A 19,667-nucleotide genomic window follows, 5' to 3' on the forward strand; every position below is an offset into this window, starting at 1 on the left:
AATTATGAATCTAATTAAATATCAGATTTTCAGTAAGGTAGTCGAACTCGGCAGTCTTACCAAAACAGGAGAGATATTGAATTTAACACAATCAGCAATCAGTCATGCGGTCTCTAGCTTGGAACTTGAGTTCGGACTGAGTCTTCTTATAAGGAACAGATCGGGTATCCGGCTAACCAACGATGGGGAACGCTTGATCCCACATATCAGAGAAATCCTACAACTTAATGAAAAACTAAATCAAGAAGTAGCTGCGTTAAAGGGAGTCGAAATCGGTACAGTGAAGATAGGTACTTTCTCTAGTGTATCGATTCAATGGTTGCCCCAAATCATTAAACAATTTCAGAATCAGTTTCCTCATATTGAAATAAAACTACTTGATGGTAACTACTATGAAATAGAAGAATGGATTGCAGATGGATCTGCTGATTTGGGATTTGTAAATCTGCCTACTCGAGAAGCATTTCATGTGGTACCCCTTCAAAAAGATAGGATGGTATGCATTATGTGTTCGAATCACCCCCTCGAACGCCAATCAACCATCCGTCTAGAGCAATTGATTGATGAACCTTTTATCATGCCAATTGCGGGTTGTGACACCGATGTAAAGCGAATTTTCTCGCAAAATAAACTTACACCAAAAACCAAATATGAATTAGAAGATGACCATGCCATAATCGCCATGGTACAAAACGGTTTAGGGTTAAGTATTCTCCCCGAAATGATTTTGTCACAACTCCCTGACAATGTATGTTGCCGCCCATTGGAAGGAGAGTATTATCGTTCTATTGGCATTGCTGCCGATTCTTTTAAAAATGCCTCTCCAGCGACAAAAAAGCTACTTGAATTCATTACACAATGGATCACGCATCGTGCCCCCATCTAAATTACATTGCGCTCATTCAAACTCACAACTCTACCCTTCGCTTTACCACTATTTGTGGTACGGTTCCCCGTAAGTATATCTAAACACTAAGTCAGTTTGTACCATAAGGTATATTAGTATATAAAGTAAAACCACTCCTAATTTGCTAATTTGGAGTGGTTTCTTTGATAGACCTGCGCCTATCCGCATTTCCCAAGATGTTGTATATGTCCAGCCGGTGTCCGGATAAACCATGCTAATATTTAAACCTCGTAAATCTCCTCATTCACCAGTCCGCGAATAAAGGTCTCAAAGTTTGGGGCAAGACTGGTAATCTTGTGATTATTCTCTTTATCCACATGAACAACTTCTGGTTCGCCGTCATTTCCGGATGAGCGGTAATCCAGCATCACTACCCCAGACTCCGAAGGACAATCACAAATCACCACGCCAATTTCAGGATAACCCCCATTCTCAATCACAGACCGGCTGCCTAAATCTCCGCACAGCGACTTTCTCTTCTCTCGTCCAATTCCCAGAATGCCTGAAATCCTAATATGGTCTTCTGCCCCGGAAACTGCTTCCCCTGTAGGGAAACACCGGTTGTGGGGAATTCCCCCGTTATGTACCCTCATCATATTAATATAGAAAGCTGGCAACTTGAAGACCAGTTCCTCTTCCACGGAAGCAATTAGCTCATCTGTGGGGGGATCCGAAACATATTGTTCCAACGCATGCTCACTGTCATCCCAAAAGTTCGTGAAATCGAAGTCCGTATCAAACTGGACACTAGACACAGTGGCCTCTTCTGCAGGCTTCTGAGCGGTTTTACTCCGAATCCAATCCAGGAACTCCAAAGTATCCTCATCCTCAGGATCTAATTGATCTGCGATTTCAAATTCTCTTAAGGCATCATCATATTGTTCCAAATAATAATAGGCAACCCCCATGCGGTAATGCCAAAGCGGATCATCCTTACCCTCTTCTGCAATGGTTAAGAACTGTTCAATCGCCTCTTCGTAACGTTCGAGATTATTCATCGCTCTGCCCAAATGACTGATCAGTACATAATCTCTGTCCTCCGCAGGAATCTCCATAATGGCATCTACGACTTCTTCAAATTCATCTTCTTCATGCCACTCATCCAGCTGTGCCAAAAGATCCTCTCTCATCATTCATGCCTCCCACTCTAATGCCTTTTTGCAATTATACCATTTCCAGCATAGCTCTCTCCAACATGGCAGAGCTTGCAGCACCTTTTAGTACTGATATTAACCCTGCCTACGAAATCCACCCGCGTTCATTCGCTTTTTCAGTCGCCTGCTGCCTGGTCTGCACCCCCAGCTTTTGAATGGCGATAGACAAGTAATTCCGGACGGTCCCCTCCGTCAGAAATAATTGCTTGGCAATTTCCTTGGTCGACAGTCCAGACTTGGACAATCGTAACACATCCGTTTCGCGTTCGGTCAGCGGATTTTCTTCCCTAAGGAACAGAACCGCCGCCAAGTCAGTGCTAATCACTCGCTCACCAGCCATTACCTTGCGGATGGATTGGATTAAGAAATCAATCGGTTCATCTTTTAATAAATAGCCTTCTACCTTTAATTCCATTGCTTTTTGCAAAAATCCGGGTCGAGCGAATGTCGTTACGATGATGATTTTTGTGGAGCGTCCTTCTTGTCTGAGTCTCTCTGCAATTTCAAGTCCTGAAAGGAAAGGGATCTCGATGTCGAGCAAGCACACATCCGGCTCATAATGACCAATAGCTTCCCATGCCGCCTGTCCATTCTCTGCTTCCGCTACGATTTCCATGTCCTCCTCCATAGATAACAACGCTGTCAACGTCCCCCGAAGCAATTTCTGATCTTCTGCGATGACTATACGTATCACCTCGCTACACCCTCCCGTTGCTTATCAGTGGTACCTTAAGCGTAATAACCGTTCCTTGGCCCGGACTTGCCATCATATACATATCTCCCTGCAGCATCGTCATTCTTTCCTTCATCGTGTTCAAACCGTTTCCTTCTCCCTGTCTCAAGTTTCCATGCCCGTTATCACTCACTTGGATACAGTAATACTCCGTCTCAATGTATGGTGTGATCGTACACTGGTCGGCTAAGCTATGTTTAATGATGTTGGTAATGGCTTCTCTAACGGAAAGTGCCAGCATCGTTTCGGCCACGTTCGACAAGGTGAGCATGGCCCACTCATCCTTCACGACTAATTCAATGCCAGCATTCTGTAAAATATCCTTTGAAATCTCCACTTCCTTCTTAAGGGATATAAATTTCATGTCGGTGACGAGCTCCCTCACCTGCTTTAGCGCATAACGTGAAGTGTTCAAAATATCATGCAGCTCATGTTTCGCCTTCTCCGGGTCTTTCTCCACCAATCTCATCGTTAGCTCACTTTTCAATTTGATCATCGTTAAGGTCTGACCGAGCGTATCATGGAGATCCCTAGCAATCCGATTTCGTTCCTCCTCCTGAATATACCGCTCAAGCTGGGCATTGGCGACTGCCAGCTTTTCCTTCAAGATATTCGCCTTTCCTCTCGTATACACCACAACAGGCACTACAAGCTGGGCAACCATAAACAGAAGTTCCAGTGTTGAAAAAAACGCAAAAGGACTTCCCGCATCAATCCAACTGAACAGCACAAACATCGCTATAATTCCAGCCATCCCGGCGATCATAATCGCCATCCGATAGGCTCTGCCGAGCAAATCGGCAAATACAAAGCCGTACAGCAAGACCCAATTTCCTGCGTAAATGCCAAAAGTTAAAAGCAATGAGAAGCCAACGAGACTGGCCACAAGCAACCGCCAGTCCCGATACCATAGTCCAACATAATAAGATGCCACGAACAACAAAAGAAACCCTACCTTGATCCCCCAATGGATGGTGTCTTTTTCAAAGAACACGTTAAAAACTAAAACTATAATGACAAATACATCGATCATAAGATATTTTTCAATATGCTCTAGGGGATATATTTTTCTTTTCATCGTTCATACACACCTTATTTGTTCATCTCTTTCGTTACTGATTTACTTATGAGACTTGAGGTGAATCTTCGCGCTGCTTCCATTGGACCATACTTGAATTGCTTTAGCCATATGGAAGCAAAAATGATTTGGAAATAGCATATCACGAGCCAGATCAATACAATGGTGACCGAATCCACCCTGCCGCCCAATCCGAAGCCCCATCCATAAAAAATGACTGCAGAAATGACATTTTGCATCACATAACAGCTTAGCGACATTTTGCCTACTTGTTCAAGCTTGCTCCACAGCCATAACTTCTCATTGGCTTCTACCAGTTTAGCGATCAACCCGATATATCCGATAGCAAGGATGGGTGCAAATAAATAGCGCACAGGCAAATCAAAGTATCCACCGGGTATGAAAATAAGTAAATTAAGCGGAAGGCCTACGCAAAATCCAATGTGAAAAAGCTTCTTACGTTTTTTCTTGCCATTCTCGTCAGGAGCAAAGACCCCCGACCTCATTATACGTATGCCCAACAGGAACAGAAAAATGTTCATCGGGATTACAAATAGAACCTCTGACCGCAGTATCAAAAAATTCCCGAGCCTGTACGCTACCTGCTGAAGCCAACTACCCTCCGTATATAACAATACAGTCTCCTTCATATCGCCTAAAGACATATTGCCACCTGTTACGGCAAGATAGGTAAAGAAGATTAAAATGAGTAGCATAACCGCCCCATGCAATCCGCCGATGATCTTCATCGTTCTGCGAATGGCGCGATCTCCGCCTTTTATAATAAAAGCAGTAATAATAGCCGTGATGCCGTAACTCATGAGAATGTCATATTCCATTACAAGAGTGAAATGAATGAATCCCTCTGTCAAAAGGATAACAGATGTCCAAATATAAATGCCGGGCCATGCGTTTCCTCTTTTTAATGCTTGCTGATACTTCATCTCCAGTCCGACCCCGAACATAATGGTCAACAAGCCGAGCAGCTTGCCATTGACCAGAAACAGGACGAACACTCTTACGAAGTCTTGAATGGAGGTCCACCATTCATTATCAATAAAGGTGAAAATATAGTTCAAGTCACCCATATGAGCAAAAATCCATATATTCGTGCCCAGCGTTCCCAATACCGCAAAGCCCCTCAAAATGTCCAACAAGCGCAACCTGCTGCCGGTCCCTTTCATAACGATCATCATCCCCTCCGTTCATTCGTACTTTTATCTTATCCCTGAACAGAAACAGACGATATTCACACCAGTCAGCCACTTGGTATGACAGTGTCATATGAGCAGTAGGTCTACAAGTTATTTTGACCAAGATGGTCTTGTCCCCCCCTGTTTTCTCCTGCCCACACCTATAAGATCTACTTATGAAAAAAGCTCACACAAAAAGCGTGTGAGCCTTACCATTTAAACCTTTAACGCAAATACTTCATACGGTCTTAACGTTAGATGTTTGACATCGATTTCTGTACGATTGTAGTTACTCATAATGATTTCGGAGACTTCCTCATCTACAGAAAAATCATTTTCCTTCTCAGAAATATTCGCAGCAACGAGCCATCTTTCTCCTTCATATAAGCGATAGTAAGCAAACATATCATCAGGAGTATTTTCTATCAGTTCAAAGTCGCCCCATACTATAATCGGGTTGTCTTTACGCAGCTGGATTAAACGTTGATACGTATAGAAAATAGAATCTGGATTTTCAATATTTTGTTTTACATTAATGGTTGTGTGGTTCTGATTAACGTATAACCAAGGCGTACCGGTAGTAAAGCCTGCGTTGTCACTGCCATCCCATTGCATCGGTGTACGAGCGTTATCTCTTCCTTTTGCGTTAATAGACTCAATGATATCACTTACAGCATACCCATTAGCCAAGCGAGCATGATACATATTCACAGATTCAATATCTTCTACTTCATCAATACTCGAAACAGGATAATTAGTCATTCCAATTTCTTCACCTTGATAGATGTAGGGTGTACCTTTCATCATGTGTAAGAGAACGGCAAACATTTTCGCGCTTTGATCATGGAATTGTTTATCATTACCCCATCTTGAAACAATTCGCGGCAAGTCATGGTTGTTCCAGAATAAACTATTCCACCCTTGATCACCCAATGATGTTTGCCACTTCACCAAAACCTTTTTTAACTCCGCAATATTCAAAGGTTTTAGATCCCATTTATCTTTGCCTTCTTGCTGGTCTAAACTTACATGCTCGAATTGGAACACCATAGATAGCTCATTTCGTGCTGGATCCGAATAAAGCTTCGCAATTTCCGGTGTTGCTCCCCAAGTTTCGCCTACAGTAAGGACATCATGAGAACCGAACGTTTTTGGGTTCATTTCTTGCAGATATTCATGCAGCTTTGGTCCGTTACCCGTAATTTCCTTATCCGGAATTTTACCGATCAAATCGATAACGTCCATACGGAAGCCGCCTACACCTTTATCTAACCAAAAATTCATCATATCGTAGACCTCTTGGCGAACTTTTTCGTTCTCCCAATTCAAGTCTGGTTGGCGTTTGCTGAATAAATGCAAGTAATACTGGCCGCTTGCTTCATCCAATTCCCAAGCAGAACCACTAAATATAGAACCTAGACCATTAGGAACGCCCCCATTTTTGGGATCACGCCAAACATAGTAATCTCGATATTCATTATCCCGGCTTTTTTTAGCTTCAATAAACCATTTGTGCTCGTCTGATGTATGATTAACGACTAGGTCCATAATGATTTTTATGCCAGCCTCATTCGCCTTAGCAATCAATTCTTCCATATCATCCATCGTGCCGAATTCATCCATAATGTCTTGGTAATCACTAATATCATAACCATTGTCATCATTTGGAGATTTATAGACAGGTGATAACCAAATAGCAGTAATCCCTAGCAATTTCAGATAGTCAATCCGGTTTATGATTCCTCTCAAATCACCGATCCCATCTCCATCACTATCCTGAAAACTTCTCGGGTAAATTTGATAGACTACAGCCGTCTGCCACCACTTTACGTCTTTTTCTCTGGTTATGGTTTCTCTCTTTTCTCTCATTGCTTCCATTATTCTTTCACTCCACTTTCAGCTTAATTTTGAAGGGTAGAAATGCAACGTAAACGTTTACGTAATGCACAAAAAATTATCTCTATTCAAGATAATTTTTTTACTGACTTGCGTACAACTAACTCATGAGGAATAACTTTAGACTCAATCTTGATTTTATTTTGAATAGAGGCAATCAACTTCAAGCAACCCTCTCTCCCTATTTCGTATAAAGGCTGTGCAACCGTTGTAAGGGGAGGGATGGACATATGTGAAACCTTAGAATTATCGTAGCCAACGACTGAAATATCCTTTGGTACTTCAAGGTCATTTTCAAAACAAGTCGAAATGATACCTAATGCAGCTTCATCACTTGCACAGAACACGGCCGTAATATCTACATGATTTTCAATATACTCCTGCATGGCTTTTTTTCCTGACTCAAAGCTGAAATCCCCTGCCTTAATCAGATTCAAGTCAACCTTGATGCCATGATCTTGTAGTGCTTGAATATAGCCATTAATTCTTGGGGAACCCGCTATAGGATCATCAGGATTAGCCCCTGCCATAGCGATGATTCGGTGGTTATTCTCAATGAGGTAATTGACAGCTGTATACGCCGCACTAAAATCATCAACTTTAATATATGGCGTGTCTTCTCGGTCGGTTTTGGTAGAGAGCAAAATAAAAGGAATACCGAGAGATGACAAAGATTCGATTTCCGCCTCGTGGAGTTCAACAGAAACAATAATGAGCCCATCTACTCTTCGTTCGCCCATCAGATTCATACTCTCATGGATTCGGGCACCACTCATACCGGCATGCGTTAATATCACACTGTACCCATGCTCATAAGAAACATCCTCTATTCCTTTTATAATGTCACCATAAAATGCTGTAGTGACCTCTGGCATAATTACACCGATTGTCTTAGTCGACTTCTGCACCAAACTTCTAGCATTTTCATTTTTTCTATATTCTAATGCTTTGGCAACGGCCAGAACTTTTTTCTCGGTTTCCTCATTGTATCCGCCAAGATTATTAATCACTCTAGAGACAGTCGCAATAGAGACACCTGTAACCCTTGCAATGTCCTTGATAGTAGCTGCCATAAAATCACCTCTCCTACGTAAACGTTTACTAATCATAAAAAGCTAATATAAGAAGGGTATTGACCACACTTGTTAAACGTTTACGTAAGTTATATTAGTGCTCTGATTTTCTTCTGTCAATGATTTTACGAAGCGCTTATGATCAAATTTTTTTCATAGGAGTTTCAGACACACCATAATATCCATCTGTTAACGGAATTACTCAACATCTGCATCAAAGTAAATTTACACCGTAACACACGAAAGGAGAAATTTCAGGGCATCCAACTGTGTGTCCTTTTCGTTCATGAATGTACCGATAAATATCATTGGGTTCAGAGTATAATGGATGAGTATACAATAGATGTACGGTGGAACTGTATATATAGGTATTCGAATATAGCGTAGAAGAGGTTAAAGATGAGTGAGAAGCATTTTACAGATTACCAATTAAGTGAAGAGATTGGGAGAGCGCTCAATAGTTTGGGTTATGAGACACCGACACAGGTTCAGACAGAGGTCATTCCTGTTGCGCTTGAGAAGAAGGATCTTGTTGTCAAATCGCAAACAGGCAGCGGCAAAACAGCTGCTTATGGCATCCCGCTCTGCGAGCTAGTGGATTGGAATGAAAATAAGCCGCAAGCATTAATTCTAACGCCAACCCGTGAACTCGCGTTACAGGTCAACGAAGACATAACGAATATCGGACGCTTTAAGCGGATCAAGGCGACGCCTCTTTTTGGGAAACATCCTTTTCATATCCAAAAGGCCGAGTTAAAACAAAGAACGCATATCGCAGTAGGTACGCCTGGACGTGTGCTGGACCATATTGAACGCGGCACGCTATCGCTAGAGCGGATTGCCTATCTCGTTATCGATGAAGCTGATGAGATGCTGAATATGGGCTTTATTGAGCAAGTTCAGTCGATCATTCAAGCGCTGCCTCGTGACAGGGTTACCATGTTATTCTCCGCTACGTTTCCTGAGGATGTGGCCAAGCTGTCACGCAAATATATGGACAATCCTGCCCAAATTGAGATCCAAGCGAGCGGTATAACAACGGCCACGATTGAACACGCTCTTATTCAGGTGATGGAGGCAGATAAGCTGGCACTGCTTGAAGATCTACTCATTGTTGAAAGTCCTGACAGCTGCATTGTTTTCTGCCGTACGCAAGAGCATGTGGATAAACTATTCAGAGAAATGGCTGATCTCGGTTACTCATGTGATCGTATTCATGGTGGGATGGAGCAGGAAGAGCGATTCGAGGTCATGCATGCGTTCAGAAGGGGACAATTCCGTTACTTGATTGCAACAGATGTAGCCGCTAGGGGTATCGATATCGCGAATATTACCCATGTTATTAATTACGATATTCCACTTGAGAAAGAAAGCTATGTTCATCGCACGGGACGTACAGGTCGTGCAGGCAAGACGGGTAAAGCGATTACCCTCGTCACGCCGAAGGATTTCAAGCGATTAGCCGAAATTGAGGCGTATATTGGATTCGCAATTCCGAAAGTAAAAGCTCCCTCCGAAGAGGATGTTGACCGCCATAGAAAAGATTTTGAACAGAAACTAAATATTAAGCCTGAACTGAAAAAAGATAAGCGCGAGCAATTAAACAAGCAAATCATGAAGCTTAACTTCAATGGCGGCAAGAAGAAAAAACTTAGAGCCGTGGACTTTGTCGGGACAATCGCTAAGCTTGACGGGGTAACCGCAGACGATATTGGGATTATTACGATCCTCGATTTTGTGACAGATGTTGAAATTTTGAACGGCAAAGGACCGCTTGTGCTTGAAAAGATGAAAAACACGACAGTAAAAGGCAAACTGTTAAAGGTGCGCAAAGGGAATAAATAAAAGTTGATATGACAAAAAAAGGGTGAGATTGGCATCGTGCTAAAATCACCCTTTTCTGTTGAACTCGTTTGTCACAAGCAGCGAACTCGTGTTGCTATCATCACGCGACTGGTATATCCCCGCCTGCTCATCGTTATTCTTTTGGAGGCCACATTCTGCGCCCATCAAGCGAATGTTTTCGTTCCCTTGATTTAAGTCAATGACCAGTCATACTCCTCCTAAGTGAACTACCCATCACTTAAAACCTCACGGTTTTTGAAGTGGGGGCTTCTCGACTTATCGCTGCTTTTAGTAGCCAGCGAAAACTGACCGAGCTATCCCTCTCGTTCCAAGAGGTCTTTTTGCTATACTAACGCTAATAAGCGCAGTCCTTCATTTTTGATATTGATCGAAGCATTCCAGTCTCGATCTGCTACAAATCCACAATCACAGTGGAATGTCCGCTCAGAAAGAGATAGGGACTTCCTTTTGCGACCGCAACTTGAACAAGTTTTGGATGATGGAAACCACTTATCTATTTTGATAAGCTTCTTACCTTGTTCTTCTAACTTGTATTGTAGATATGTCGTGAACATACCCCAGGCATTATCAGCAACACTTTTACCAAAATGGAGAGCTTGTGACATTCCCTTCATGCTGAGGTCTTCGATCACCACGCAATCATATCGTTTCGCTAATACGTGTGATTCCTTATGTAGAAAGTCTTTCCGCCCATTTGCAATCTTTTCATGTAGCTTTGCTATTTTCAACCGCTGTTTATGCCAGCGATTAGAGCCTTTCATTCTATGCGATAGAATACGCTGTTCCTTCGCTAATTTTTCCAGGGCCTGGCGATAGAAACGTGGATAATTGGCTGTCTTACCCTCATTACTATCGACAAATAAGCCATTCATGGAAAAATCTAAGCCAATAACAGCATGTACTTCTTTTGGTACAGGTTGATGTTCATACTCGGTGAGGATCGAAACATAGTATTTTCCCGTTTTCGTTCGGGAAACGCTGCAAGACTTGATGATATGATATGACGGAATTTCCCGATGCTGCTTCATCTTCATAAGTTTTAGTTTCGGTAATTTAATATAGCCATCCAAAAGCATAATGTTTCCGTTCACCACATTGGTTGTGTAGGATTGTTTTGCCTTACGGTTTTTGAACTTGGGGAATTCAGCACGACCAGAAAAGAAGTTTTGATATGCCTTCTGCAAATTGAGTTGTGCGTTCGCTAGTGCAAGGCTGTCTACTTCCTTTAGCCAAGGGTACGCACTCTTGTATTTTGCTGGTGTAGGTAGTTTTTGCTTCATCAATGCTTCTTTGTCATCCTTGAATTGCTCATAGGTTTCCTTTCGTTCAGCCAACATTTTGTTGTAGACGAAACGAACAGAGCCGAAGGTTTTTGCAAGAAGTTGCTCTTGTTCTTGAGTCGGGCACAGACGGAACTTATATGCTTTGTTTGCCATATCGAATCACCTCACTTCATTCCTTGGTTTTCTATATTTCTTACTTAAGACCGATTGTATCACACCGTGGAAAATGTAGAAAAAGACTCTAGGCTACGCCTACGAAAATTCATCTCCCACTATCATCATGCTTCGCAAGACTTAGAAGTGGGAGACTTCTTTCGGAGGGACGTTAAATAAACGCAAAAAAGCCCACATGAAGGTGGACAAGATAAAACGCGAAATGCAGCTTCTGGTCGAGGTTATTCCAGCTAAATTTTTCGTCGTCACTTATGATACGGTTCTCCGTAACGGTCATAACTACAAGACTTAAGGGTACTCAATGCGAGTGACCTGCTAGGTAAGTTTTGCAAGCTGATTTAGATGGGTTATCTGATTGACTTTAATCAAGTTTCATCACCACCACGCTAAATTATGAGAATTGCCAAAAGCCTGCTACTGGACTTTGTATCTCATCCGTCCCGATTTTGGCGAAAATATATAGAGATCCAAAACTAAAAGGATAACTGTAATCGTCTTGAAGCAACGTTTCGGGGTAACCATCTTCATCTGCCTGAAATAAAAAAGAAAATGACTCCTTCTTCAGCTTCGTAAAATAATAGTCTTTATTTTGGATAAGTCTCGGGTTTCCGCCTAGTTTGATCAAAAAAGACTGATCCATAGATTTTTCGTCATTGCTTATTTCCCCGTCTGAAATTGCATGTTTTATAAGACCTGGGTTAGTAAACATATCTTTGACGCTTTCAGTTGAAATTGGATGCTCAAGTAAAAATAATAATTCTGGTCGCCTTCATGGATGGCATCCGCTTTATCGTCAAAGTAGGCAGGTGCATTTCCGCCGATCCAGCTGGTACAATGCTCTGTCGATGGACCTGGGCTCACCTGATACAGAATACAGTCCGTTCTCTCATCTAAAATGTTCGTATAATTCATTTACAACTCTCCCTCAAGAAACTTGATGAGGTACAATTCAGGCTGCGCAAGGAACTCGGTAAAGCTGCATAAATCGGCATACTCCTGATGCTCCACATCATAACAACCAATCAGTCCTTTTTTCTTCGGATTCCACAGGAGCTGCAGATGGGAGTAATTGTCGATATCGGCTGACAGACGCAGCAACTTTTGCCGACCGACTTTCATCTCGATCGTATCGGTCAATGTGAAAAAGTCGATATATCCGATTTCATAATCATTTTGCGGTAGCTCAAGGCGCAGCTGGTCTCCTGTCAGAAAACTGACGAGTTCATCGGTTAATTTATATTTTTTTAGCTCATACTTCTTGTTCTCCATATTGTGGAGCTCGGCTGGCTCCAGCGATTTCAAATAGTCGGCCAGGACGGTATCCTTATTGCTGACCGCAATTGTATACGGTCGTTCGCCATCCTTTTCCGCTAAAGCTACGTCAGCGCCGCGCTCAATCAAATATTTGACCATGGCTAGATTACCCATACGTGCAGCAACGGTTAACGGTGTCGCTTGATAAGGATAGACCATGTCCGGTTGATTATAATTAATGTCCACCCCATGGTCGAGTAAATACGTGAGTGTCTTATAGTCATGGTTCGACACGGCTTGGCGCAGTACAGCGCCGCCATGCAGCTTGATATCTAATCCCAGCTCATGAATGAGCGGGATATTGTTTTTGTTGCCATAATAAGCCTGTGAATATGCACCTGACCCGGTTTGATTGAGCTTGTCCAGCTCGGCGCCTTGCGCTGCAATGTAGCGAACGATATCTTCCTTGCAATAGCGAACAGCCCCCAAAAAAGCTGGGTTATGATGGACATTCAGGTTAACGCCGTGCTCGACTAGCAGCTTTACAACATCCTTTCTCTGTGAGATAAGCGCCAGATCGAGCGGACTTAACGTAGTATACCTGCTAAGTACGATGCCCTCTTCAATATCCCAACCAGCAGCAATTGCATCCTGCAAAGCCGAAATATTTCCTTTGTAAATGTGCATCGCAATTTCCGTCAGCTCTTCGAACTTTCCAATATCTTTCAGATTGATCATCCAATACCCGCTCCTACTCAAAGTTATATGGAAAGTATAGAAAACTACTTGGCAAATAACAACGGACTTAGGTCTCACTAAGTACTTGATGGATCAGCCCCCTAAGCCAGCGTCTCACTCAGCGACATTGAGGGCACCCAGATCATCTGTTATTTTCTGAAATCGATTCACACCCTTTCGACAACAACCATTGCTCCATAACGGCAAACGCCTGTTGTGCATCCTGTTCATAGAAGACGGCCACCTCTTGCTTGTAGGCATAATTCAATCGTACATAGCCGCCCAGTTGCCGGTAGAACAAGAAGCAAGCATATGGGGTCTCAATGGACAAATCCGGTGGAAAATCCGCTTGGCACATTCCGGCCAGATCGGGCAGCGAAAGCTGGTCCTGCCCCGGCGGCAAACGCAAAAAGAGATGGCTCCGAGTACCCGTCCACGGTTCATAATAGACCGCTCCCTCTTGGCTGCTTCCATACACCTGACGATATATTTCTTCCAGAACCACGGCGTACATCCCTTCGTCTTCCTGCTCCCGCGCCTGCAGCAAAATCGCCTTTAAGTGCTCCGCATGCCGAGGCAGCCAGAGCAGCCCAGCCGTCTGGGGATGCACCGCCAGAAAATCACCGTCCACGGTTGTCCCTATAGCGATACACTCGCCGATCTGTTGCTCGGTAATTGGGCTGTCTTCGTCGTGCTCCCATAACCCGTACTCGGCAAAAGCTTTTAGCACCTCCGTATCCGGCAACTGGACATTCATCCACCCTCTATAAGTTCCTTCTCCGAATCGCTGCAAAAACCGGAGGTAGCCCGGTGGATAAACAGCGACGTCTTCCGTTGCAAGCTTTTGGTTCTGGCCATCAGACAGCGGTTTTGGCTGAGATACAATATACATGAATTCTCCTGTCTTCCCTCAACGAGCCTCAATTGGCACGGTCCTGGATGATAGGGTACGAAAAGGCAATCGCGAGGATCCCTAGAACGGGTTTGACCCCGGGAACATCCGTGATGTCGATCTCCATGGCCATCGCACCTCCAAAAAAGTAGTGTAAGAATCTAATCTATTATTCCACAAATTGTTAACGGACTCCTTTGTTACGTATGATAAGGTTCAGCTTACGGGATTAGCAGCGAAAAATTCTCCCCGGCGCTTAACCGCCAACCTTCTTAGTTCATTACCGGAGCTGTCGTGGAACGTCGGCAATCGTACCCAGCCTCAGCCTCAATCAAGGTCCGTTAAAATGTCGCAGCTTTAATGAAGAACAGGTCAAAATATGCATAATTTTCCTTGAAATTCGTGTTAAAATAATAGAAATACACAAAGAAAGGTGAGAAATACGATGGGATCGTGGGGAACAGCATCGCTCGAAAGCGACGAAGGACTTGATGTTCTTAATGCGTTAATCGAATATGCAATGGACCGCAAGTCCATCAAGTTGAAGGATCTAATATCTCAATATAGGGAGCTCGGATTACTCTCGGAGGATCCGGAAGAGGAGGATTTCCTTTACGATAATACAGCCATTGCTCTAGCTGAAATTGTATGCGCCTATATCGAAAACGGCAAGACGCAGTACGAGAAATTGAGCGGTCTGAAGGAGATTGTCTGGGAAACAGAGGATCTGCTCGAGTTGAAGCAGTTGGTTCAGCAGGTGCTGGATAATAAAGGTGGAGAACGCGAGCTATATGAACTGAGGGATGGAGATTCGGACTGGATTAAACATATGGAATATGTGGTTCGTATTTTGTCAGAGCGGCTATAAATATTGGAAAATAAACGCCGGATGCCACCGCTTAAAGCGGCCGATTGCATCCTATTATAAGTCGCATAACACGGCTTTTTTTTCAAAAAGCGTTCGCTATAGATGTTTACGACGTTAAGGAGGAGATGGAGATGAACGCTTTGGCCCAAACGACAAACAGCGTTCCATGGCAGCGGTTGACGACAGCCTATGGAAGAGGGACGGACATTCCGCGCCTCATGGAGAAGGGGCAATATGAGGAATTGGCCAACCTGATCGAGCACCAAGGCACCTTGTGGCAGACGACGCCATGGGTCCTGTTTATGCTCCTGCGGGAGCTTGCAAAACAGAAACCAGAGAAGGTCTCTTCGGAGGAAGTTGAGCTGTACTTGGCTGTAGCTTCTGCTATAACCGTGGAGTATATGGATTCACAAAATACGGTTGAGACGATGAGTGAGCTGCTGGATGAAGAGTACTTATGGCCAGAGAACGAGGAGGAAGATGAATTGCGGTGGGAGGAAGAGGAGCCGCCCGGCTATGAGACGGAGGTCTTTTTCAGCTATTATTATTTCAGTTATTTGCTGCTAATGGATGCAGTTCCTGTTTTCACCGCGATTATGAACGGTAACGATAAGCATGCTCCCGCTATTCGGGAACTGCTGCTTCTACTCGAACCAGAAGGTACCAGTGAGTAGAGGCATGCATGTTCAGCCAATAGTAAGAAGGAGCTGGCTCGCCCTATGTGGGAATAGAGACTGCGACTATACTTAAATAACCCCATTAAGTGGGGACTTGGCTTCGAAACTGATTCTGGTACTTTGGGGGGCACCGGAATTATAAATTCTTTAGATGTAAAAAAAACGCAGCCTCATTGGCTGCTCGCTTTTCCTCCAGACCTTTTCCCCCTTCACTTCGAAATGCCTCACCAATCGCTGTGCCATGGCATGAGTAGTTTAATACCCCATCCTTGTTTGAGATACATATTTACAGCCTTCCGCTTAAACTCGATGGTATAAGTCTTGCGTATTTCACCCATGAAAAACCCCTCCAAATAGACTTTAGTGCTCTTACTAAGCACTTGTCTACTCAAAGGGGATAATATCATTAGGTGCCCTTATCAACAGATACTGAGAATTCTATTTCAAATAATTTTTACTGAACGCAGCATCAAATACCAATTCTTTAAATTTCTCCATAAGGTGTAGAATTTCATAGTATAGATTTTCAAATTCATCTTTCGCCCTTTTTTCTTCATCGCGCTTATCTTTCTTGGGGTCCACTATTAACACATATTCACCATGAGCAATTTTATTTCGTTCAAGTACTAGATTCTCTTTTATAAAATTATCTTTCATCTCAAAATCTCTACTATCCAAACCCAAACTAAACAATATATCTTCCAAGATATCATATGTTAAGTTTGAATCAGTATCTACAATGAGTTTATCCATTTCATTCACATTAAAAATTCTTTCCGATTCATATAATAACTCACTTATAATTTCAGAGTGCGACAAGCATTTATTGGATTGCCTCGAGTTAATTATTGTTTTCTTCATAGATAAAGTGATGAAATTATCCTTCATATCAATACATTTTATATTTAGACAATTTAAATACTTTAAATAATCCCGAGCAGTTGTTTTAATAAACCCTTCCCAATGGCTATATAACAACGTTATTCCTGATCTTATTGAAGTAACTAATAAATTCCCCTCTGCTCCATCAACATTATTTTTCAGTATCGTAAGCTCACGCTTTCTCCAAGAGATGTTTTTATCAAGTTTTGTTTGAAATTTCTCGAGAGAAAACTCAGCCATTCATAAATACTCCCTTGCTTAATGTAGCCAGCTCTTTTAACCTAGTAATAGGGCGAGCCCCACCTCTAGCTGTGATACTTAAATATTGAGGGGAATTATAGATGTTTTTTATTTTCTCACTCATTTCCTCTGGGTCGTTCGTAATTATATCATCAATATTCTCACTTAACCCTGCAATAATTACTTCGAATGCTGGCATCAAAAAAGCACCTCTAAATTTGCCTTTCTCATGATCGAATTTTCGGAATACGTCCTCAGAAAGTGCTCTATCAAGATATTCAAAGGTTTTATGGAATACCTCTTCTTCTCTTTGTAGATCTATTAATCCATTTTCAGCTATATTAATGATTTCCTCAGAGATAAACTCACCAATATCTTCATTACCTTTAATTTTTGTTAGATCTGCATGTCGGATAACTAGATAACGCATTAAGATTTCCATATTGAACTGTTCTAATTGTTGTTTATCTGAAAGTGGTATGCAATTTATAAATGGCTGATATTTCACAAGTTCTGCGGCCCACAAATAAAAATCCCTATTAACCATAATTAATAGGCAATTTCTAACTTCTTGGTCTGATAACTTTGAACCACCTGTATTAATTCTTTGAAAGAGTTCATATTTAGCATCTTTATCACTTGTTTTTTTAATAATTTTAATATCGAATTTTGATCTTTTAAAATCAATTCTTAACTCTTGAGTAAAAGAGTTTTCTGGATCATCAAGATTTTCCCACACTTTATTCTCCAAAGACGGCAAAAACTTTGTACCTAATAATTTACTGGGTGGCTTCAATGTATCGTCAGAAGATTTTAATAAACCCATAAATTCAAATATTGTCGATAGTCTCTGTAGTCCATCAATAACATCCCATATTCCCTTTTCACCATGAGCGACAAATATTGGCGGTATTGGAATTCCTAAAAGCATTGATTCTATTAATTTAGTCTTTTGTGAGTCCGACCATCTAAAAAACCTTTGAAATTCTGGATTGACTTTTAACTCCCCATCTTTATACATATTCGCCAACTCGCCAATTGACATTGGATATCCATCAACTTGAATTTCTTTTGCCTTTTTATCTATCTCTTCTTGTAATGACATTACTTAACCCTCCCAATTGTTTATTCTTGCAAACATTAAGTTTAGAATAATTCGCTTATCATCAAGTCAATATCATTTTGTTCAGGAAATTGAATACCTATTCTTTTACCTATTTTCTCTAATTGTTCAATATTAGGATATTTAAGATTTCTTAAATCAGTTGCATTTACTTGAGTATGACCATTGAACTGACGTAAATAAGAGTCAATTAAAGATGAATTTAAAAACATAGCTAACCCTTTTGCTATTCCTTCTGTCAACCCTTCTCCGTTAATATGATAGTAGTTCACATGGTTTTCAAATCCAACCTTTGAAAACGCCACTTTCCTAGGGTCATAAATAGCTGCAACCACTCTTCTGCGTTCCTCTTTTGAAGAAAACCGCTTAACTAAAACATAAAAGCCAGAAGGAAGTAGGAGTCTTTCTGTCTCATGGTTCTGAATAATAGAATCTTGTTTTTTACTATTTACTTTAGGCCACTTTACAAATCCGTCCTCAAAGTGACTGGAATAAATTAGTGGTACTGTTCCGTGAAATGAATCCTTTCGCAGATACTCTTTAGATCTAAAATCGACTACTTTACCTGTAGATACTGAAATCCCTAGATCTTCTAGCGTATTTCCTAACCTATCTATTTGATCTGAAATCTGATATTCTGAATCATTTTTCAATATCCTAATAAACTTCTCTTTATCATTCGGCTGTACGAACTGATCGTATCGTATATTATATTTAGCAATTTCATCTGTGCCTACAAAACTAGATGAAATAGTTACATTATAATTGTTTTGTGGCTTCCCTTTAATTAATTTAAAAATAATGTTTTCTTGTTGTACTCCATCTTCACTGAATGTACTTCTTCTTGAATCAAAGGTATGAATATGACGAAATGTTGTTTCATTCAATATTTCTATTCGAAAAGATTTAAAATATGGACCATTACAAAAGCTTCTAGGGGTAATAGCTACCAACTCGCCATTTCGCTTTAAAAGACGCATCGCTAAGATTACGAAGGCAGAGTATAAATTGGAAGTTTCTATATCGATTCCTTTTAATAACTTCCGTTCTAACGAATTACTATGAAGTTTACGATAGGGTGGATTTAAGATCGCACAATCAAAACGTTGAAATTGTAGAACTTCAACTTCATTATTCCTTAGAAGAGTTATACTTTCTTCAATAAAATCGCGATTTAATATCTCCCAGTTCAGCTTTACCCCTATTTGTTTGCAAAAATGATTACAAAATTCCCGAGTTTTAAATAAAAAAGACAATAATATCGGGTCTTTTTCATATGCAACAATAGATATCTCTTTAGGTTTAATTTCTCCACAACACATTTCTACAATAAAAGCCGCACTTAGAGAACCTACTCCCGCTCCCGCATCGAGTAATCTTACCGTGCGTTTTCCTTCGTTAAACATAGATGCCATAAGACTTGCAATTTTAGAACTAGTAAAGAACTGTCCTAGTTCAATTTGTTTATCTGGATCTATCACAACACTAGACTCTCTGCGAATCTGGTCAACAAATTCAAGTAAACTATTTTTATCAAGCGTTTTGTTTTCCAAGTGCATAATCAACCTTCTCCTTACAGACAAAGAACCAATATTATTATACACTAAACATAAATTTTCAGTATTTGTAAATTTAT

Annotated in this window: 16 protein-coding genes and 1 pseudogene; 4 read left to right on the plus strand and 13 right to left on the minus strand. The window is 41.5% G+C overall.

Annotated features, from left to right (window positions below):
- Positions 1-4 precede the first annotated feature (4 nt).
- Entirely contained in the window at positions 5-886 is an 882-nt protein-coding gene (locus MNQ98_RS29090) for a LysR family transcriptional regulator (protein ID WP_241931295.1), read from the plus strand.
- Between the two features lie 242 nt (positions 887-1,128).
- Here MNQ98_RS29090 and MNQ98_RS29095 read toward each other — a convergent pair whose 3' ends face one another.
- The 6 genes from MNQ98_RS29095 to MNQ98_RS29120 form a co-directional block, all read right to left on the minus strand.
- Positions 1,129-2,037 (minus strand): SMI1/KNR4 family protein, encoded by a 909-nt coding sequence (locus MNQ98_RS29095; RefSeq protein ID WP_241934075.1) that lies wholly within the window; start codon positions 2,035-2,037, stop codon positions 1,129-1,131.
- Positions 2,038-2,146: 109 nt separating this feature from the next.
- Positions 2,147-2,755, minus strand: a complete 609-nt coding sequence (locus MNQ98_RS29100; RefSeq protein ID WP_208916981.1) for a response regulator transcription factor — start codon at positions 2,753-2,755, stop codon at positions 2,147-2,149.
- A gap of 4 nt (positions 2,756-2,759) precedes the next feature.
- Positions 2,760-3,872 (minus strand): sensor histidine kinase, encoded by a 1,113-nt coding sequence (locus MNQ98_RS29105; protein ID WP_241931296.1) that lies wholly within the window; start codon positions 3,870-3,872, stop codon positions 2,760-2,762.
- A 14-nt stretch (positions 3,873-3,886) separates the two neighbouring features.
- Positions 3,887-5,056 (minus strand): DUF418 domain-containing protein, encoded by a 1,170-nt coding sequence (locus MNQ98_RS29110; RefSeq protein WP_481856804.1) that lies wholly within the window; start codon positions 5,054-5,056, stop codon positions 3,887-3,889.
- Positions 5,057-5,281: 225 nt separating this feature from the next.
- Entirely contained in the window at positions 5,282-6,934 is a 1,653-nt protein-coding gene (locus MNQ98_RS29115; RefSeq protein ID WP_241934076.1) for a glycoside hydrolase family 13 protein, read from the minus strand.
- A 95-nt stretch (positions 6,935-7,029) separates the two neighbouring features.
- Positions 7,030-8,034, minus strand: coding sequence for a LacI family DNA-binding transcriptional regulator (locus MNQ98_RS29120; RefSeq protein ID WP_241931298.1), 1,005 nt, complete (start codon positions 8,032-8,034; stop codon positions 7,030-7,032).
- A gap of 399 nt (positions 8,035-8,433) precedes the next feature.
- Between MNQ98_RS29120 and MNQ98_RS29125 the strand changes: the two genes are divergently transcribed.
- Positions 8,434-9,879, plus strand: coding sequence for a DEAD/DEAH box helicase (locus MNQ98_RS29125; protein WP_241931299.1), 1,446 nt, complete (start codon positions 8,434-8,436; stop codon positions 9,877-9,879).
- Positions 9,880-10,223: 344 nt separating this feature from the next.
- Here MNQ98_RS29125 and MNQ98_RS29130 read toward each other — a convergent pair whose 3' ends face one another.
- The 4 genes and pseudogenes from MNQ98_RS29130 to MNQ98_RS29145 form a co-directional block, all read right to left on the minus strand.
- A complete protein-coding gene (locus MNQ98_RS29130; RefSeq protein WP_241931300.1) occupies positions 10,224-11,336 on the minus strand; it encodes a transposase in 1,113 nt (370 codons plus the stop codon).
- Between the two features lie 412 nt (positions 11,337-11,748).
- Positions 11,749-12,269 (minus strand): annotated as a pseudogene (locus tag MNQ98_RS29135) (hypothetical protein).
- Entirely contained in the window at positions 12,270-13,349 is a 1,080-nt protein-coding gene (locus MNQ98_RS29140; RefSeq protein WP_241931301.1) for an ankyrin repeat domain-containing protein, read from the minus strand.
- 142 nt (positions 13,350-13,491) lie between these two features.
- Complete coding sequence (locus MNQ98_RS29145) at positions 13,492-14,241, minus strand: hypothetical protein (RefSeq protein WP_241931302.1); 750 nt, start codon at positions 14,239-14,241, stop codon at positions 13,492-13,494.
- Between the two features lie 445 nt (positions 14,242-14,686).
- Between MNQ98_RS29145 and MNQ98_RS29150 the strand changes: the two genes are divergently transcribed.
- Positions 14,687-15,109, plus strand: a complete 423-nt coding sequence (locus tag MNQ98_RS29150; RefSeq protein WP_241931303.1) for a DUF4259 domain-containing protein — start codon at positions 14,687-14,689, stop codon at positions 15,107-15,109.
- A gap of 131 nt (positions 15,110-15,240) precedes the next feature.
- Positions 15,241-15,783 (plus strand): hypothetical protein, encoded by a 543-nt coding sequence (locus MNQ98_RS29155; protein ID WP_241931304.1) that lies wholly within the window; start codon positions 15,241-15,243, stop codon positions 15,781-15,783.
- A 441-nt stretch (positions 15,784-16,224) separates the two neighbouring features.
- Here the strand turns inward: MNQ98_RS29155 and MNQ98_RS29160 are convergent, their stop codons facing one another.
- From MNQ98_RS29160 to MNQ98_RS29170, 3 genes are read right to left on the minus strand one after another with little or no spacing between them, the layout of a single operon-like run.
- A complete protein-coding gene (locus tag MNQ98_RS29160) occupies positions 16,225-16,908 on the minus strand; it encodes an MAE_28990/MAE_18760 family HEPN-like nuclease (protein ID WP_241931305.1) in 684 nt (227 codons plus the stop codon).
- Entirely contained in the window at positions 16,901-18,013 is a 1,113-nt protein-coding gene (locus MNQ98_RS29165; RefSeq protein WP_241931306.1) for a GmrSD restriction endonuclease domain-containing protein, read from the minus strand. Before MNQ98_RS29165 ends, MNQ98_RS29160 begins: the two co-directional genes overlap by 8 nt.
- Positions 18,014-18,054: 41 nt before the next feature.
- Positions 18,055-19,590: an Eco57I restriction-modification methylase domain-containing protein gene (locus tag MNQ98_RS29170; RefSeq protein ID WP_241931307.1), complete on the minus strand. Its 1,536-nt coding sequence runs from the start codon at positions 19,588-19,590 to the stop codon at positions 18,055-18,057.
- Between the last annotated feature and the right edge of the window lie 77 nt (positions 19,591-19,667).

It is taken from the genome of Paenibacillus sp. N3/727 (assembly GCF_022637315.1).
Classification (GTDB): Bacteria; Bacillota; Bacilli; order Paenibacillales; family Paenibacillaceae; genus Paenibacillus_AQ; species Paenibacillus_AQ uliginis.

Bases quoted from the DNA above. Each gene is read 5' to 3' on its own strand.
- MNQ98_RS29105 (WP_241931296.1), bottom strand. From the start codon at position 3,872: ATGAAAAGAAAAATATATCCCCTAGAGCATATTGAAAAATATCTTATG.
- MNQ98_RS29160 (WP_241931305.1), bottom strand. From the start codon at position 16,908: ATGGCTGAGTTTTCTCTCGAGAAATTTCAAACAAAACTTGATAAAAAC.
- MNQ98_RS29095 (WP_241934075.1), bottom strand. From the start codon at position 2,037: ATGAGAGAGGATCTTTTGGCACAGCTGGATGAGTGGCATGAAGAAGAT.
- MNQ98_RS29120 (WP_241931298.1), bottom strand. From the start codon at position 8,034: ATGGCAGCTACTATCAAGGACATTGCAAGGGTTACAGGTGTCTCTATT.
- MNQ98_RS29110 (WP_481856804.1), bottom strand. From the start codon at position 5,056: ATGAAAGGGACCGGCAGCAGGTTGCGCTTGTTGGACATTTTGAGGGGC.
- MNQ98_RS29170 (WP_241931307.1), bottom strand. From the start codon at position 19,590: ATGCACTTGGAAAACAAAACGCTTGATAAAAATAGTTTACTTGAATTT.
- MNQ98_RS29165 (WP_241931306.1), bottom strand. From the start codon at position 18,013: ATGTCATTACAAGAAGAGATAGATAAAAAGGCAAAAGAAATTCAAGTT.
- MNQ98_RS29125 (WP_241931299.1), top strand. From the start codon at position 8,434: ATGAGTGAGAAGCATTTTACAGATTACCAATTAAGTGAAGAGATTGGG.
- MNQ98_RS29150 (WP_241931303.1), top strand. From the start codon at position 14,687: ATGGGATCGTGGGGAACAGCATCGCTCGAAAGCGACGAAGGACTTGAT.
- MNQ98_RS29155 (WP_241931304.1), top strand. From the start codon at position 15,241: ATGAACGCTTTGGCCCAAACGACAAACAGCGTTCCATGGCAGCGGTTG.
- MNQ98_RS29115 (WP_241934076.1), bottom strand. From the start codon at position 6,934: ATGAGAGAAAAGAGAGAAACCATAACCAGAGAAAAAGACGTAAAGTGG.
- MNQ98_RS29145 (WP_241931302.1), bottom strand. From the start codon at position 14,241: ATGTATATTGTATCTCAGCCAAAACCGCTGTCTGATGGCCAGAACCAA.
- MNQ98_RS29130 (WP_241931300.1), bottom strand. From the start codon at position 11,336: ATGGCAAACAAAGCATATAAGTTCCGTCTGTGCCCGACTCAAGAACAA.
- MNQ98_RS29140 (WP_241931301.1), bottom strand. From the start codon at position 13,349: ATGATCAATCTGAAAGATATTGGAAAGTTCGAAGAGCTGACGGAAATT.
- MNQ98_RS29090 (WP_241931295.1), top strand. From the start codon at position 5: ATGAATCTAATTAAATATCAGATTTTCAGTAAGGTAGTCGAACTCGGC.